Genomic DNA, 16,448 nt, shown 5'->3' on the forward strand with positions numbered 1-16,448 from the left:
AAAGTGGATCATTCGGAAGTTGAGGAGCTTGAAGGAATGGCATCGTGGTCACCGGCTGTCGAGGTCCTCGCCGACGTGGTCGGCTGGTCCGGACACCCGAAGTGGCAGCCCGACTGGAAGCGGACCGAGGACTTGCTCGGCACAACGCTGCCAGATGACTACAAGGCTCTTCTCGACACGATCCCGTTCGGCGAGTACGCGGGCACAGCGTTGGTCGGACCCGCCACCATCACCGGGCGGGAGGGTGACCACCTCGCCATGTTCCGAGACCTCATGCTCGAACTGGCCGACGACAAGCATCCCTACGACGCCTATCCGAAGCTTCCAGGCCTGATCCCGTGGGCCGTGTTCGACTACCCAGTGAAGGGACAGCTGTTCTGGCTGGCGGATGACGGAGACCCGAACCACTGGCCTGTCGTGGTCAGAGGTACCAACGGGTCGTGGGAACGACACGACCTTGGTGCTGTGCCTTTCCTCATCTCGTTAGTGCGCGGAACGCTGTCGAGCAAGGTCGTGGAGCGCAATCCCGGCGCCGAGTTCTACCGGACTCTGCAGGACCTTCCCGGCGCGCCGAACAACACCGGACGGTAGCCGCCGGTTCCACTCCGGCCCTTGTCGTGCGGCGGTGTTGCGCCACACGACGTGGCGTCGCTGATAGGCGGGTGATCGTGCGTCCGGACGTCTCCCGCGTCTGCGGGTTCCTGCCGAAGAACTCAGCGACGTGCTCGATGACCTGCTGCACCTTCTTGTCGTACCGGTCGACGTGCGTCGCCTCGTCGATCCACTGGAACTCCTTGGTGCCATCGGCCCTCTGGAACGCTTGTCCACGACGTCACGGCGTCGGTTCCGGGCATCAGCAGCAACGGTCGCGGCGTGATCAGGTCGACTGCGTGGTAGGCGTCGAAGGCGGCGATTCGCGCCACGCTGCTCTACGGCATCGACTTTGCCAAGCGCGGGCGCTCGGCTCGCGGCGTGCAGTAGTACCCCCGTTGTCCGACCCGAACTGCTGGCGTTCTTCCGCTGATCGGGTGTTGTCGAGGAGTGCAGGTGTGTGAGGTGTTGTTGTTCGTCGGTGATGACTGGCTGAAGGTCATCACGACGTCGACCAGGAGTACGCCTCCATGCTGTCCGGGCCCTTAGGATCGCCATCCGCTTCTCGAAGCTCGCCAGCGATTCCGATCCAAGATCGTCGCAGCTGGGGGCGCCTCAGTAGGTGGCCGCGTCCCAGGGCTCGATGCGGCGGTAAAGCTCGGGCGCACCAGAGGATTCGGGTGTTGGGGTTGTTGGTACTGCTGATGCCAACTCGTCAGCCCGGCTGGCCGACCTCGTACTCGCCGTCCGCAGTCTTCACCGTGATCTTCACTGACCTGTCGACGCCGCCGACAGCGACGGCGCAGATGAATGTCCTGCCGGGCTCGACGTCTTGGCTCTCAGGGCAGGTTACGCGTCCAACATCGCTGATCTTGTACTCGTCGGTGAGAACCTGGCCGACGCCGTACTCCACCGCGTCGGTCATGAACACGTGGCGTTCTCGTGGCGCAGTTCGCGTAACGGTCACAGTGGGGACCACGCCGACAGTGCTGCGGGGGACGACGGCGGCTCCCCTGACGGTAACCGTGCTAGGAGCGGGAACTGGTGTCCCTGGCGTCGGTGACGTGCAGCCGGCCGCCAACAGCGAGATCACGGCGAGCGATGTGAGTCGGGAGGTCACCTGCGTCAGATCGAGATCGCAGATCAAGCTGTTACAGCGCATCCGGGTATCGGGGCGTGCGCGGCTCGTCTCTTGCGGCACGCGCGAAGCGGTGCGCAGAGCCTGGGTGGACATCTGCGCGAGCTCTCGACTTTGCTGAGGACACTCCTTGCTGAGCGATCCGCTGGTCATGGCTGGCTTGTGGCGTCGGGCGGTTGGCCTGGGCGGGACGACTGCCCGCCCCAGGCCGGCAGGTCCGATCGGCAGAAGCCACGAAGAGCTTTCACACCGCTCGTGCCCGGTTGGTCGCTCCGGCGGATCGCGCGTGCGCTATTTCGCCATGATGGTGCCCACCTGTTGTCACGGACCTCGTCCGCGGGCCAGTCGTGGAGTTTCCGAACCGTCCTCCGAGGCCGATCAATCGGCCCCGCGGGCCGCCTCCATCTGCGGGACGATGGAGGTGAGCGTGTGGTGGCGGTTCTCCGCGCTTGATCGAAGACCGAGTGTGCGACTTCGCCAGGCTGTGCATGGAACCGATGTCTTGTCACAGCGTCGGGCCCTCCGATGAGCTATGTTGGCGATGTGTTGATCGAGTTCGACTCGCCGACTCCTTCACCGCGGTCTTTGCGAGTGCTGGTGGCGACTTCGCCTGACTGGATCATTCAGAACAACACCAATTACGGCCGCTGAACGTTCGCTGCGCGCATGATCGTTCGGAGCGGCCGCAGGTGGCGGTGACGGCTGGGCCTCTGGCTGGTGCACCTGCTGGTCTCATCCTGCACGGCTTGTAGGAGACCGAGGGTGTCGCATGGTTGTGGCGCGTGCGTTCGGCGGGGCGCTGGTCATCCAGATCGGACAGTCGCCGGTCTTCATCTTCGGACTTCGCGTTCTCCTGTCCGACTCCGACAGTGCCTTCACCATGATCGAAACCTCGCGCAGCAAGGCGCCGAGAGACCGTACAGCCGATCAAAGTCGGAATGGGATGAGATGCGATTGGATCGTGGTGGAAGGTGGGTGACGGATGCTCTGGCCAGGGTGAAACCTGCGATCGGAGCTGCGGCGGTAGGGCGCGATCGCACCGGACGGGTCGGTGTGGCCGTGCGTGTTGTCACGGTGATTGCAGGTGGAAACGTGCAGGAGGAGACGCTGGCTGACATCCTGACGTGGTGATCGAAGATGGCTAGGACGTCATCAGTTTTCGCAACGGAGTTCGCTCAGCGGCCTCGAAACCGTGTGTATTCCCAACATGTATGGTCCAAATGACCTGGCCGACGTGTCGCCGGGTGGCAACGGTGTTCCTTCGCGAGAATCCGCTCTGGACCAACTGACCAAAGGACATCTGCTCATGCTCGCCCGCCGTGCGTACATTCCCGCTGAGTCGCTTCCTCGTGGCTCGCGGAGAACGTGGCCCCTTGACGTGCCGTGTGTCGGCCAGTTGGCGGACGAAGGGATGACGTTCGAGCGGCCGGTGACCTTCCTGGTCGGCGAAAACGGCTCCGGCGAGTCCACTCTGGTCGAGGCGTTCGCTGAGGCGTGGGGACTGGACGGACAGGGCGGGCGGGCTGGACGGAAGTACGTCAACGATCGGCCGAAGTCCGAGCTCGGCGAGATGATCCAGTTCGAGACCACCGCCCTCGGCTCGCGCCATCGGATCGGTCCTCGGACCAAGCGCAAGGGCTACTTCCTGCGCGCGGAGACCGCGTTCGGGTTCATGAACGCGGTGAGCGGCATGAACGGGGTACTGGGACGAGGACACGAGCGAGATGAGCCACGGAGAGGGCTTTCTCACCGTATTCGCCGCCATGTTCCGGGAGCCCGGCTTCTACCTGATGGACGAGCCCGAAGCGGCGCTGTCGTTCCAGTCCTGCCTGCGGTTGATGCATTTGATGTACGAGCTGGGCAAGTCGGGGGCGCAGATCATCTGTGCGACCCACTCGCCGATCCTGGCGTCGACACCGGACGCCGACATCATCGAGGTAGGGGAGCACGGCTTTCAGCGATCGAGGTGGGAGGACCTGGCGCTGGTCGATCACTGGCGTCGGTACATGGCGAGGCCGGAGGCCTATCTGCGCTACGTCACCGAGGAGTAGCGGTGCCTGAGGGTGGACTGCTTGAACAGTTGGCTCGCGCGCGTGCTGAGAGAGCCAGGTGCGGCAAGACGACGGTAGTCATGCACTGCGGACAGCCTCTCCCCGGAGTCGGGAAGACTGGTGCCGGGTGGGAAACGTCCACGGCTTCCTATAGGCGTGCGGCGGCTTCGGCGATGAACTCCAGTGACTCGTCTTCGTCGAGCGCCAGTTGTCGCAACGCGGAGAACCTGTCGGCCACCTGCTCGACCTCGCTACGAGATTCGAGGTATTCGGAGCGCAAGAAGGTTTCCGTGTAGACCACGTCGTTGTGCTGTCTGTGCGGGAAGTTCATCCATGCGAAGGTGTGTCGCCCGGAAAGTCATCGCTGCTCTGAGCGTTGAGGTTCTCCCAGCTGAGAGCATGTCTGGGTGGTCTGTTCGTTGTTGTACCAGGTGGTCTGCAAGTTGTTGTCTGTTCCGGCGGTGCTGCTTCGAGGTGAGGCGGCTAAGGATGCGGAGCTTCTCGTTCTGCGGCACGAGAACGTTGTGCTTCGTAGGCAGTTGACTGGTCCGGTTCGTTACGAGCCTGCGGACCGGTTCTGGTTCGCGGTGCTGTCGAGATTGGTGCATCGCTCGCGCTGGCAGGAGGTCTTTCCGGTTACCCCAGGGACGTTGCTCGACTGGCACCGCAGGTTCATCGCCCGGAAGTGGGATCACACCGCGCGCCGGCGAACCGGGCGTCCATCGACCGCAGCGGCGATGAAGGCGCTCGTACTCCGGCTCGCTAGAGAGAATCCGCGGTGGGGTCATCGGTGGATCCATGGTGAGCTGGTTCGGCTTGGTCATCGCCTGGGGGCCTCGACGGTCTGGGAGATCCTGAACCGCGCGGGCATCGATCCGGCGCCGCGGCGATGCGGCCCGACGTGGCGGGAGTTTCTGACTGCGCAGGCTGAGGGGATCATCGCGGCTGACTTCTTCCACATCGACACCGTGCTCGGAGCGCGCCTGTACGCGCTGGCGTTTCTCGAACACGGCACCAGGCGCTTGCACATCACTGGAGTTACGGCGAATCCGACGCGGGAGTGGACGGTGCAGCAGGCAAGGAACCTGGCCAGCGAGCTTGGAACGCGCATAGAGTCCTTTCGCTTCCTGCTGCGTGACCGCGACGGTAAGTATGGCGACGCGTTCGACGCCGTATTTGAGGCAGAGGAACTGCGAGTGATTGCGACTGCGCCTCGAGCTCCGCGGATGAACGCGCATTGCGAACGGGTCATCGGCAGCATCCGCCGCGAGATTCTCGACCACGTCCTCATCATGGGAGAAAGCCATGCGCGTCACGTACTTGCGGCCTACCAGACGCACTACAACGAACACCGGCCTCACCAGGCCCGCGACCAGCTACCGCCAGACGTCCAAGAGCACACCGGAGCGGCGCATGATCTTGACGTCTCTGGCGGTCAACCCGTCCGCACGCGGATCCTCGGTGGGGTGATCAACGAGTACCGATATGCAGCTTGAGCTGCAGCGACCACTTTCCGAGCGGCACAGGTCAGGCTTTCAGGCCCCACAACGCGGTGATGGCATCCCGAGTGCTGGGGAGAGCATCGATCAGCCGCGCGGACTCACCGTTCTGCACGCACGCAGCGTAGATGACAGCTGCAGTGTCGCTCTGCCAGCCATCGCGCACACCGCCCGGAAGCGGACTGTCGATGATCCGGGTGAGCTGCTGGTGAAGGTGCAGGATCTTTTCACGGGCGTCACCGGGCTGCATCTTGTGCGCTACCTGGCGGAGATCCAGTGCGACCTGCGGTACACCGAGCTCAACGAGTCCATCTGACGTTCGAGGGTTCAGGTCGAGCTGCGCACAGATCATGTAGACGCGGTCGAGCGAGGCTTGCGCAAACTCGTGATCACGCTGGCGCATGGTCCAGTCGCGGTTGTTCTGCCGCTGCTGAACGTCGGCGTGTCTGTCGTCGGCGCGGTCGCTCTGGTCGTTCGCGCGCCCACGCTTGTGCAGATTTATCCCAGCGACCGTACCGATGGTGCTGCTGATGAGCGCGATGACGACTGACCCGACGAAGGTCGTGCCGCCTGCGGAAAGCGGGTTCTGTGCGAAGTCAGCGAGGAGTTGGAGCGAAGACACGAAATGCCCTTCTCGGTGAGGTTCTCACCGGGGCAGAAGTCCATGTGCCGCAACAAAGGCGACAGCACATACGGATGCCCCGGCGCGCCTTGGCCAATCCTGGAGAGATGACAAGAGCGCTGGAATATCACCGGCGAAGGACGCAGAGAGCTCCGACAGGCGTGGCGTGGAACGAGCCCCGCGACGTGGTGGATGACACGGTTCGCACCCGTGAGCAGTCGTCGAACAGCAGAAGTGCGGCCATCGGTATCGAGGACAGCCACATGGTGAAACTGAAGGGCGCACACGGATGCATGCGGGTGTTACCCGCATGCATCCGTGTGCGCCCAGTTCCCATGGCGAAAGAGCGTACCGGAGCTGAAGACGAGCGGGTCGCAGGGGCGCGAACGCGGAGACGGTCAGTCCGCAGTCTCGGCGATTGCGGCAGACACCAGGGGACGCCATGCGCCGTCCGGCAAGGATCACGACCAGCACGACGACGCGCGTGAACGGTGGCACGCTCGAAATCGTGGGGGGCGAGGTGGGCGACTTGGAGGTTGCTGCGACGGCGGAGCGCTACAGCGCGCGTCTTGGGACGTGGCGCCGCTGGTTGACGAGATCGTGTAGGCGTTCGGCTCTGCCGTGGATGCCGGTTGCTCCGGGTCGGTCTGTCGCGGGGGCGACTCGCTCTCGTGAGTCGGTAAACGGCTAGCTCATGGGCCTCGTGGGAACTCATCGTCGAACGCCGGGTCAAGAAACGGGGGCACTGAAACGAGCACCGCACCGGCCGATCACTGGCCGGCGCAACGCCTTCGAAGATCTGCAGTGATGTCCGCGGGCTTGCGCACCGGTCTTCCCGTAGGACCGTCCGCTGTGTCGAGCGGAGCCACGAAACAGTCGTCAGGTCGCCGCACCTTCTCATCACTCTTCTTCACCTTGGTCGACCGAGGATTCGACCACTTCTCCGGAACCGAACCCACCGTGCTGCGGATCACGCTCGAAGACCGAGAGATCGAGTGGGCCGATCTGCCGGGTTCCTGGCCGGTCAAGGAGGTGAACTCGGCCTCCGAGTTGTCTGCGGCGGTAGCCGACGTGCTGACCGGCAGTCCCGCACTGCTCCTGCCGCCGTGGCGCCGCCGTGACGACCTCAAGGGGTCGGTTGTCCGGGATGAGCACGAGCTCGTCCTCTTGGACTGCGCGCCGCCGAAATCAGGCTCGTTGCTCGCGGCCGTGATCCCGGCGATGAGTCTGCTCGGGCCTGTCGGCGCCGAGAGGTTCAGAGAAGAGCTCTTCCGCACCTGGTGCCCAGTGCTCGCGCAGTACTCGAGGGTGTACTGCCGGGTGTGCACCACCGATTCTGGATCGCCACCGTTTTTCTCCGTCCCCGAGCGGAGGGTGAAGCGCCGCCGCTGCGGATCTTCGAGTACTCGGCGGCCGATGACGAGAAGGCCGTGCTCGACGACTTCGACCGGCTGCTCGCCAGGAAAGGCGGGCGGGGCGACTTCGGGTACGTGCTCCGGGACGTGCCCGAGCCGAAGGAGCCGCTGAGCTTTGCGCGTCACGACCCTCGGCTCAAAGCCAGACGCGAGTCCCTCACCGCGTTCGGTGGCGCTGCCACGATCGACGGGGTGTTCGAGATCCTGCCGCCGGGTCTCCACTCCGTTGCCGACCGTGCGCTCAAGTGCGATGTGGACGCTCCCGGCGCCGTTCGCGTTCTCAGCGGCCGTGAGATCACGCGCGACGGCACGATCGTGCTTTCCGACGAACAGGCAGAATGGGCGACGGTTTCGGCGGACCGGCAGCTGTGCGTCGGCGATGTCGTCACGCGCGCCATGAGGTTGCCGGGGCAAAACCTCGTCGTGGCTGAGGTGTCCGAAGAAGACCTTCCCGCGGCAGCGAACCAGTCTGTTGCGGTGCTGCGCCCGAAGCCGCAGCTGGACGGGTCTCAACGCACAGTGGTTCTCCAGTACTTGCGCTCGGCGCTGGCCCGGGAGTTGCTCGACGCTTCCCGTGGTGGTGCGGCGCACCTCAACCGTCAGACACTCCGGGAATTGCCCTTGCCCAGGCTGGACGAGGCGTTGACCGCGGCCCTGTCAGATCTAGCCGAGGCCGCGCGGAGTTTCGAGACCTGGCGGATAGAAGCGGAAACCGTGTTGCAGTCGGCTTTCCCCGACGACGAAGACTTCGAGATGGCCAAGTCGCGGCTCGTGGAACATGGACGAACCTCACGGCTCCGGCTGGAAGCCGCGTCGAACCTCGCTGACCAGGACTACATCGTCCGGACGCGGTTCCCCTACCCGATCGCCTACCGATGGCGGACCGTGGAAGCGGAACTCAGCGCAGGCCCCACTCGGGACGCGTACAACGCCGTCCTCCAAGCTGCTGAGGTCCTGCTGTGCTACATCGCCCATCTGGCCCTTGTCCTCGCCCGTGACGCGAACATCGAGATTGGGTACAGCGGCACGGTCCGCGCCACCCTTGCCAAGGGGCGAGGTCTGGGATTCGGCGACTAGTCCGCGATCCTCGAAGAGGTGCGCGACGGCAAAGCCTTCCGGAACCTTCCCGATGCCCACCCGTTGAAGGACCTCCGCGCGCTCTTGGCCGACCCAGGCGTCGCTGCGGCTCGCAAGAGGCTGAACGTGCGCCGCAACGACGACTCACATCTGCGGACGGTGGACTTCACGGACCTGCCGCATGCGCTCGACTCGGCAGCGGCCGACCTCCGTACCCTGCTCGCGGCGGCTGAGTTCCTGTCCGACCTGTCGCTCATCCACGTCACCGCGGTCCGGTGGGACAGCATCCGTGCAGAAGCCACGGTCAGCTACCGCGAGTTGATGGGCGACCACCCGGTCGCGCCGACGCGGACCATGACCTACCGCGAGGCGGGTGTGGAGGTCGACAGCCTCTACTTGGTGGACACTCGACACCGCTTGCACCTGCTGCGGCCGTTCCTCGTCGGCCGCATCTGCCCGACTTGCCGCAACTGGTCCACGTTCCACGCCGACGGCGCGAGTCGAGGCGTGGTGACCCTCAAGAGCCTCGAACACGGTCACACGCTCAAGGACGCCTCGGTGGACGAACCCCTGCGCCAAGTCGGTCTGCTCTGACCCTCGACGAATTCAAGGCCATCCTGGTCGAGGCGTTCGCCGAGGCGTGGGGGCTGGACTCGCACGGCGGGCGGGCTGGTCGGAAGCAGGGTCTGCTGCACGAGTAGGTGACTCTGCGACGGCGGAGCAGGGCTGATCAGTGCAGCGCAGTCAGGCGGCCAGCTGACCGTGCTGTTCTTCTGACACAGACGAAGCAGACACCCGTGAGGACGGAGGTTGTCCTCACAGAGTGAACGCACCACCGCGCCGACAGGCTTTCCGTCATACTGCAACGTTTTCGGCACTAGGGGCGATTGTCCAGTTGGTGAGCGTGCGTCCGGAAGGGTGGGTGGTTTGGGTTCTGGCCGACTGGTGGTGCTGTCCCTGTGAAGCTGGGCAGGTGGTGGACCGTCATCCTCGCGTTCGGCACGGCGGTGATCGGCTTCTTGGTTTGGTTGTCCAAGTCGGCCGACGCCTTGGATATTGGCGACAAGCTCGCCAGTGTCTCAGGTGCGTTGCTCGCGCTCGCGGGGTTGTTCGTCGGTCTGGTAGGCCTGCGGGCGAACGCCGCGAGAGCCGTTATCCGTGATGCTGGCCAAGCGTTGGAAGATCTGGCCCGGCTGGTTAGCCGACAATGGGAACGCGAAGCCAACGCGCGCGGACTTACCCAGCAGGCGCCTTTGGACGTCCGCTGGGCCTCAACCCAACGGCCGGTAGCGCCAAGTGCAGCGGAGATCGTCGGTGTAGAGGCGATGGCTGCCAGACCCACGCGTCTCAAGTTGCGGGGAGGTGTCGAAGATTTAGCGGATGCTTTACAGATGCTTCCTAGCCATCAACTTGTGCTACTTGGAGAGCCTGGCTCCGGTAAGACTAGTGCGGCGGCTCTTCTGACCCTCCAACTACTCGCTCAGCGACATGTCGGCGACCCTGTGCCAGTGCTCTTGTCGCTCGCGTCGTGGGATCCGAAGAGCCAGGACATAGAAACCTGGATGATGCAAAGGATCTCGGTCGACCACCCGGTGTTTCGCAAGCGCGGCGTACACGGGCCTGAGGTCGCGTGGGACCTAATTGAACGCAGGATGATTCTACCTGTGCTGGACGCATTGGACGAGGTTGCCTCGAAGGCAGACGCGGTCCGGGGCATCGCGCATGTGGTCGGCCGTAACAGGCCGATGGTCTTGACATGCCGCGCAGATGACTACGAGGAGATCATTCGCGAGACCGGTATTCTGGTTGGCCGTGCGGCGGTCGTCGAGCTGAAACCGGTCGATGCGGTCGAGGCAGCCCGCTACCTCAGAGACGGCCCTCAAGACGCCGACCAACGTTGGAAGTCGGTCGTGACCGCTTTACGCGGGGATCCGGAGGGCTTGCTGGCGCGAGCACTGTCCACTCCGCTAGCCGTCTATCTGGCGAAGACCGCGTATGCGTCCCCATCGACCGACCCTGCGGACCTGCTCGCGCTTCCGACGCTTACCGCTGTCGAACACCATTTGCTCGATGCCTATCTGCCGGCGCTGTATTCGCTGCCGGACGCCCTGAATGCGCGAAAATGGCTTGCCTTCCTGGCTCGCAGACTTGCGATGAATCCTTCCGCAGGAAACCTCGCGTGGTGGCGGTTGTTCTTGTTATTACCACGGCCTTATGTGATCACCTCTGCGACCCGGGCTGCGCTGGTTGGAGCACTGTTCGCGCTCGGTGTAACGATCCTAGCAATCGCGAAGGGGCGGTTGGGGCCACCCGAAGATGTACGCGCCTTCGCGATATGGTGTTTATTCCTTCTGATAATTCATCTAGTGGGTGCGGTCATAGTAGCCTCAGTAGGGGCGCTGGTGGGCCTTGCTGTGACCTTGGTGGCGAGCTGGAGACCGGAAGTCGAAAAGTTCATAGTTTTAGTTCCGTTGCCTAAAACTATGGTATTGACGCTTAGGGGTACAGTCCGCATAATATTACGGCAGGCAACCCTTGGCGTTCTCATGATGTTGGTTATGGGCGCACTCTTGATGCATGACGTACGACTGAAGAATCTGTTGGCCGTTGGGTTATTGATGGGCCTTGGGGCGTCTATTCCTGCACTTGCTGAAACAATTTCGCTGGATATCCCGGTCGATGCTCGCAGTGCACTGTCCGATGATCGCAAAGCCACCCTAATATATGGGCCTTCACTTGCGGCTGTGCTGTCACTCGCGATGGTCTTGCTGCTGGCCGGCACGTCAAAGCCATTGTCTGCGGGGTCAGCGGCTATCGTAGTTATTATCGTATCTAGCTTTGTTGTCTGGTGGCAGGTCCCGGGAGCTTGGTTCAGATTCGCCACTGCGCGGCTGTGCTTCGCCCTATTTCGAAAACTTCCCTGGCACCTTGTCCGGTTCCTTGAAGACGCACACCATCGTGGAGTTCTACGTCAAGTCGGGGCGGTGTACGAGTTCCGTCATCAGCGCTTGCAGCAGTACTTCAGTCAACAGGGCAGTGAGTAGAAAATCGTACGCCACATTCCACGTCATGCCGAGGGTGGTGTTCGTTGATGATGGGCTGTCGGCCGGTGATCTCGTGTCTGGAGGTGCCGGCGAATCGTTCGGTGTAACAATTGTCTCGCAGGCACCCCACAGGCTTGGGACGTGTGTCGAAACCGGGCGTTGGCAGGTGAACTATGGCTGCTCAACGCCGTTCACACCCTGTGGGCTCGTAAAACTATCGTCGCGATTGGAGGCCTGCCTACACAGCTCTCCGGCGGCGGTGTGCGTGCCGAAAAGCACGTCCGTGCAGGTCGCGAGTCTCGGCCGACGGCGGGCGGTCGTCGACCATGATCGCGCCCCGTGCTGGTCCCGCTTCGTTTACCTGCCGTCACCCACGCCTTCGCCGCGCTGCGGCTACTGCCACTGACTGACCGCGAGAAGGATGTCGAGAACCTCGCTCTGCGCCTCCAAATCACCGTGTTGCAACGCCTGTGGGGTGCCAGAACTCCACACACACGCGTTGAGCTGCAGTGGTCGGGCACCGTTGCACAGTCAGCATGATCGTGGGCGTGGCGCTGCGAATGCTGTACCTCGTCTTTGTCCGGCTGGGCGGCTGGCTGGTTCTGCTTGGCCGGTCCTCGGCGGCCAAGGACGTCGAGTTGTTGGTGTTGCGGCATGAGGTCGCGGTGCTGCGCCGTACTCATGGTCGTGCGCAGTTTAAATTGGGCTGATCGTGCGGTGCTGGCCGCGTTGGTGCGTTCTGGGCAGCGAGTCGTACGATGCGTTACGTCTTCTCCTGAACGCCGAGGAGACCGAGTAGCTCGTTCACCCGATTGGCCTTGGGCTCTGTGCTGAGTGTGAGCCGTCGTGATGCTGCACCAGCCCAGCTGAACGCGCGCAACTCGACTTTCGAGGGGAGACCTGGCGCCCCTGGTACGTGCGGCTAACCAAGCCGCACGACAACGAGCACCGGCCCCACCAAGCGTGCGAGTAGCGACTACCAGACCTTCGGGACGTCGAAGGTAGAGCGAGCTCGGGCCTGAAGCTACGCGAACACGAGCAGACCTCGTTGGGCTGTTGGGCTGTTTGGGTGGAGCAAGCTCCAGTCGGCGTCATGGTGTCGCTGCCTCTCGAGTCTCGGCTTTGATCGAGGGAGCTGTCTGTGGCCACGTTGACGAATGCCGAACTGGTTGCCGCGTTGACGGGGCGTCGCCGTCCAGTGGCACAGTCTGAGGAGCCTGGTCTGCGCTTTGCGTTCTACGGGCGCATGTCGACGAGCACGTTTCAGGATGTGCAGACGTCGCGTGCGTGGCAGCGTGCGGTGTCGGATGAGTTGATCGAGGGTGTCGGCTCGGTTGTCGCGGAGTTCTTTGATGTGGGTGTATCGCGGCGGTGGACGTGGCTAGACCGTCCGGAGGCCGCGGCGTTGCTGGCCGCTGCTTCAGATCCTGATCGTGCCTTCGATGCGGTCGTGGTGGGGGAGTACGAGCGCGCTTTTCATGGTGATCAGTTCCGTGAGGTCATGGCTCGGCTGAATGCACTGGGTGTTGAGGTATGGCTGCCGGAAGCAGGCGGCCCAGTGGAGCTCGGCAGCCCTGTGCATGAGGCGTTGATGGTGTTGTTGGGTGCGCAAGCGCAGCGTGAGGTGGCGCGGGCTCGTCAGCGAGTGCTCGCGGCGATGCGGTCTCAGACTCGTTTGCAGGGCCGGTTTCTGGGTGGTCGGCCGCCGTATAGGTATCGGTTGGTTGATGGTGGTCGGCATCCGAATCCTGTGCATGGGCGGTGGGGTCGGCGGGTGCAGGTGTTGGCGCCGGATCCGGTGACGGCGCCGTGGGTGCGGTGGATGTTCGCCGAACGTGCTCGCGGGCGGACGGTGGCGTCGTTGGCACGGGAGCTCAACGAGCGTGGCGTGGTGTGCCCGTCGGGCGCCGACCCTGAGCGGAACGCGCACAGGTCGGGGGAGCGGTGGATCGTCCGGACAGTGGCGATGATCCTGGAGAACCCGCGCTACACCGGCCGGCAGGTGTGGAACCGAAGCAGCACAACCGGTCACGGGCCTGGCGGACGTGCCGGTGGCCGCGGCTCGGGGGCGCTGCGATACAACCCGGTTAGCGAGTGGGAGGTGTCCGAGCAGATCGCGCATGAGCCTCTCGTCGATGACGAGACGTTCGTCGCGGTGCAGGGGATGCGGGTGGCGAAGCCTGCCGAGGACGGCGAGGCACGGCGTTACCTGCTGGCGGGGCTCGTCGTATGTGGATTGTGTGGCCGTCGGATGGATGGGCACTGGGTTCACGGGCGAGCTGGCTATCGCTGCCGGCACGGCTTCACCAGCGCCAAACGACGTTCCGGCGGCGAACCACGGAACCTCTACGTCCGAGAAGACCACCTGCTCGAGGCGCTGCCACATCTACTCGGGCGGACTGCTGGACCCGTGGAAGTAGGTGTGGGCGAGGAGCTGGTCGATCAAGTTCGTGAGCAATGCCTGCAGATTAACTATGACGACCGGCGTCTTGAAATTCGACGCGCACGACTAACTCTGAAAACCGTGGAACCGGCTTGTCGCCCAGTTCAGCAGGCGCTCGCGTTGGATTTACACGCGGATCTAGCAGTGGTCGAAAACGAATTACCCCACGGAACTCTGGTGAATCCCGTGGGGTAAGAGAATGTCCGAACGTGAAGCAAGCTTGCGCAGTTCGGGTGTTCATGCGCTATTGAATAGCTCGAACCTAGTGCAGAGGGCCAGTCGACACGATTCAATCTCTCGTCGCTGAGTTCATCGACTTGGGCAACAACTTTTACGGTTACACGTTGGACTGCACGCTGATCTGGAATCAGGTCCATCTGCATCAGGCGCTGCGCAAGTAAGAGCGACACAGCAACAAGCACTGCACCCACGGTCGCTCGGCACCCTGCGAGTCCGGCCTCAGGTTGTCGACCTCATTGGATCGAACGCTTCGCCATGGACTGACATGATCTTCTCGGCTGAGTCATCCACGAGTATCAACATGCGTCTTGACCTGCGTGGACGTCGTTTTCGGTGCACGCAGGGTGGTTGTTGTCCGTCATCGCCGACCTGTTCGGGTAGTAACAACGTGTAACTGTGGTACGACAATCGAGGCATGTCCGAGCCGCGGCCCACGTTCGGCCAGGAAGTTCGTATCCTGCGTAACGAGCGTGGGCTCTCAATGTCGCAACTGACCGAGTTGGTTCCGTACAGCAAGGGCCACCTGAGCAAGATCGAGAACGGCCAGGTACAACCGAACCTCGAGATGGCGAGGATCTTCGACATCGCGTTGGACGCCGACGGCCGCCTGATCAAGCTCGCGATGGAGGCTGCGGAAGAAACGTTGATCAGGATCGAAGGCGCGCAGGTCGAGCTCGAGGAGCGGGTCCAAGAAATCACGTCGCGCCTGAAGGAGTCGAGAGTCGACACCAGCACGGGTCAGGCACCGGCAGAGGGCGTCGAGGTCAGGTGGTCGACTGACTCCGCAGCATCGGTCGACCTCCTGCGACGCGACTCGTTGGCGCGTGTGCTCACTGTGAGGTTGCGGGAGTCGAAGCGGGACGATCCGCTCACGTCGTTGCTCGTGCATCTCGACGGCAGCTGGGGTTCCGGCAAGAGCAGCCTCCTCATGCTGCTCGCCGCGCATCTTCTCAAGGAACCGCCGTTCGTGATCGTGTGGTTCGACGCTTGGCAACAGTCACGCGTGTCGCCGCCGTGGTGGGCTCTCCTGACCGAACTCCGGCAGCACCTTCTCGCCGATCGCAATCCGTTCGAAAGAGCGTGGCTCCGCTTCAGGGGGATGTGCGCGCGGATGCGGGTGTCGGGCGCGCCCTACGCGGTCGCGCTGATCGTGCTCCTCGTGCTTTCGTCCGGAGTCGGATACGCGACCTGGTGGCTGGCGAGCCGCTTCACCCCGACGGCCGGTGATCTGGTCAAGCTGTTCGCGCCCATGAGCGTGATGGTGGCGTTCCTGTGGGCCGGGAGCCGCGTCGCGGCGCGCGCGTTCCTATGGGCGTCCGCAGGCGGAGCTCGGCTCTTCGAACAGTCCAATCCGAACCCGATGACCCGTGTCGCGTCGCACTTCGACTGGCTCCTTAAGCGTTCGAAGAAGCCGGTGGTCTTCTTCGTAGACGATCTCGACCGCTGCCGGCAGGACTACGTCGTCGAACTCCTGGACTCCGTCCACGCACTGGTGCGTGACGCGCCGCGGATCCACTACCGCTCCGATGCGAAACAGTTCACTCCAGCGGCTTACTTCGTCGTCGCGGCGGACGGTACATGGATTCGGCGGAGCTACGAGCACGCGTACGAGACCTTCGACGAACCGATTGCCGCGTCGGGAGGTTCTCTCGGCTATTTGTTCATGGACAAGCTGTTCCAGCTGAACGTGCAGATGCCGGCACTGGGAGGCAACACCCAGAAGGCGTTCATGGGAAGGCTGCTTGGGCTCGCGTCCGACGACCTGGAACCGGAGGTCGCGTCCGCCAGCGCCGCCATCAAGAATGCCGGGGGCGATGAAGCGGCGATTATCCATGCGTTGAAGAACCTGAGCCCGGACGCGCGGGAGGTGGTTGCCGGTGAGGCGGCGCTCGCCCTGGCTTCCGGAGAGACACGTATGCACACGGAGCACACGTTGCGGAAGTTCTCGCCGATGCTGCACGGCAACCCGAGAAGCATCAAGCTGTTCCTGAACACCTACAGCATGCTGCGTTCTGTGCGGACACTGGAAGGAAGCACCTTGGCTCCCGACACGCTGGCGCTGTGGGCGTTGATCCGCGTGCGGTGGCCGAGCATCGCGGACGTCCTCGCGCGAAACCCCGATGCGGTCGAGGGGATCAAGGACGATCTCTGGTGCGCGGACCACTTCCCCGAGGACCTGCGGGCCCAGGCAAAGAACAAGGAGCTGCGGCGCGTCGTTGTCCACGAGCAGGGCGGGCCGCTTACTAACACCCTGATCCGGCAGTGCTGCGGGCTGACTGAGAACTAGTCGAGCAGTTCCTAAAGTTCCTAACCAAATGATCAACTGCG

11 protein-coding genes and 1 pseudogene are annotated in these 16,448 nt (G+C 63.4%); 9 read left to right on the forward strand and 3 right to left on the reverse strand.

Features of this window, described 5'->3' with window-relative positions:
- Positions 1–36 precede the first annotated feature (36 nt).
- Entirely contained in the window at positions 37–591 is a 555-nt protein-coding gene (locus ACFWN2_RS04470; RefSeq protein ID WP_382424861.1) for a hypothetical protein, read from the forward strand.
- 715 nt (positions 592–1,306) lie between these two features.
- Here the strand turns inward: ACFWN2_RS04470 and ACFWN2_RS04475 are convergent.
- Positions 1,307–1,882 carry a DUF4333 domain-containing protein gene (locus ACFWN2_RS04475; protein WP_382424862.1) on the reverse strand — a complete coding sequence of 192 codons (576 nt, stop codon included), beginning with the start codon at positions 1,880–1,882 and terminating at the stop codon, positions 1,307–1,309.
- Positions 1,883–3,453: 1,571 nt separating this feature from the next.
- Here ACFWN2_RS04475 and ACFWN2_RS04480 point away from each other — a divergent pair.
- The gene (locus ACFWN2_RS04480; RefSeq protein ID WP_382424863.1) at positions 3,454–3,780 is read left to right on the forward strand and encodes an AAA family ATPase; all 327 of its coding nucleotides are present in this window, start codon (positions 3,454–3,456) and stop codon (positions 3,778–3,780) included.
- Between the two features lie 148 nt (positions 3,781–3,928).
- Here ACFWN2_RS04480 and ACFWN2_RS04485 read toward each other — a convergent pair.
- Positions 3,929–4,114, reverse strand: a pseudogene (locus tag ACFWN2_RS04485) (Scr1 family TA system antitoxin-like transcriptional regulator); the annotation flags it as partial.
- An 85-nt stretch (positions 4,115–4,199) separates the two neighbouring features.
- Here ACFWN2_RS04485 and ACFWN2_RS04490 point away from each other — a divergent pair.
- Positions 4,200–5,276, forward strand: coding sequence for an integrase core domain-containing protein (locus tag ACFWN2_RS04490; protein WP_382424864.1), 1,077 nt, complete (start codon positions 4,200–4,202; stop codon positions 5,274–5,276).
- 31 nt (positions 5,277–5,307) lie between these two features.
- Here the strand turns inward: ACFWN2_RS04490 and ACFWN2_RS04495 are convergent, their stop codons facing one another.
- Positions 5,308–5,901 carry a hypothetical protein gene (locus ACFWN2_RS04495; RefSeq protein ID WP_382424865.1) on the reverse strand — a complete coding sequence of 198 codons (594 nt, stop codon included), beginning with the start codon at positions 5,899–5,901 and terminating at the stop codon, positions 5,308–5,310.
- A 1,322-nt stretch (positions 5,902–7,223) separates the two neighbouring features.
- Here ACFWN2_RS04495 and ACFWN2_RS04500 point away from each other — a divergent pair.
- From ACFWN2_RS04500 to ACFWN2_RS04525, 6 genes are all read left to right on the forward strand, one after another.
- Complete coding sequence (locus tag ACFWN2_RS04500; RefSeq protein WP_382424866.1) at positions 7,224–8,393, forward strand: hypothetical protein; 1,170 nt, start codon at positions 7,224–7,226, stop codon at positions 8,391–8,393.
- A gap of 18 nt (positions 8,394–8,411) precedes the next feature.
- Complete coding sequence (locus tag ACFWN2_RS04505; protein ID WP_382424867.1) at positions 8,412–8,987, forward strand: hypothetical protein; 576 nt, start codon at positions 8,412–8,414, stop codon at positions 8,985–8,987.
- Positions 8,988–9,352: 365 nt separating this feature from the next.
- Positions 9,353–11,437 carry a hypothetical protein gene (locus tag ACFWN2_RS04510; RefSeq protein WP_382424868.1) on the forward strand — a complete coding sequence of 695 codons (2,085 nt, stop codon included), beginning with the start codon at positions 9,353–9,355 and terminating at the stop codon, positions 11,435–11,437.
- Positions 11,438–11,973: 536 nt separating this feature from the next.
- The gene (locus ACFWN2_RS04515; RefSeq protein ID WP_382424869.1) at positions 11,974–12,147 is read left to right on the forward strand and encodes a hypothetical protein; all 174 of its coding nucleotides are present in this window, start codon (positions 11,974–11,976) and stop codon (positions 12,145–12,147) included.
- A gap of 431 nt (positions 12,148–12,578) precedes the next feature.
- Positions 12,579–14,075 carry a recombinase family protein gene (locus ACFWN2_RS04520; protein WP_382424870.1) on the forward strand — a complete coding sequence of 499 codons (1,497 nt, stop codon included), beginning with the start codon at positions 12,579–12,581 and terminating at the stop codon, positions 14,073–14,075.
- A 460-nt stretch (positions 14,076–14,535) separates the two neighbouring features.
- On the forward strand, positions 14,536–16,407 hold the full coding sequence (locus ACFWN2_RS04525; protein ID WP_382424871.1) for a P-loop NTPase fold protein: 1,872 nt from the start codon (positions 14,536–14,538) through the stop codon (positions 16,405–16,407).
- Positions 16,408–16,448: the final 41 nt, after the last annotated feature.

Origin of the sequence: Lentzea sp. NPDC058436 (assembly GCF_042721515.1) — a bacterium.
GTDB lineage: Bacteria > Actinomycetota > Actinomycetes > Mycobacteriales > Pseudonocardiaceae > Lentzea.

Bases quoted from the DNA above. Each gene is read 5' to 3' on its own strand.
- ACFWN2_RS04470 (WP_382424861.1), top strand. From the start codon at position 37: ATGGCATCGTGGTCACCGGCTGTCGAGGTCCTCGCCGACGTGGTCGGC.
- ACFWN2_RS04475 (WP_382424862.1), bottom strand. From the start codon at position 1,882: ATGACCAGCGGATCGCTCAGCAAGGAGTGTCCTCAGCAAAGTCGAGAG.
- ACFWN2_RS04480 (WP_382424863.1), top strand. From the start codon at position 3,454: ATGAGCCACGGAGAGGGCTTTCTCACCGTATTCGCCGCCATGTTCCGG.
- ACFWN2_RS04515 (WP_382424869.1), top strand. From the start codon at position 11,974: ATGATCGTGGGCGTGGCGCTGCGAATGCTGTACCTCGTCTTTGTCCGG.
- ACFWN2_RS04525 (WP_382424871.1), top strand. From the start codon at position 14,536: ATGTCCGAGCCGCGGCCCACGTTCGGCCAGGAAGTTCGTATCCTGCGT.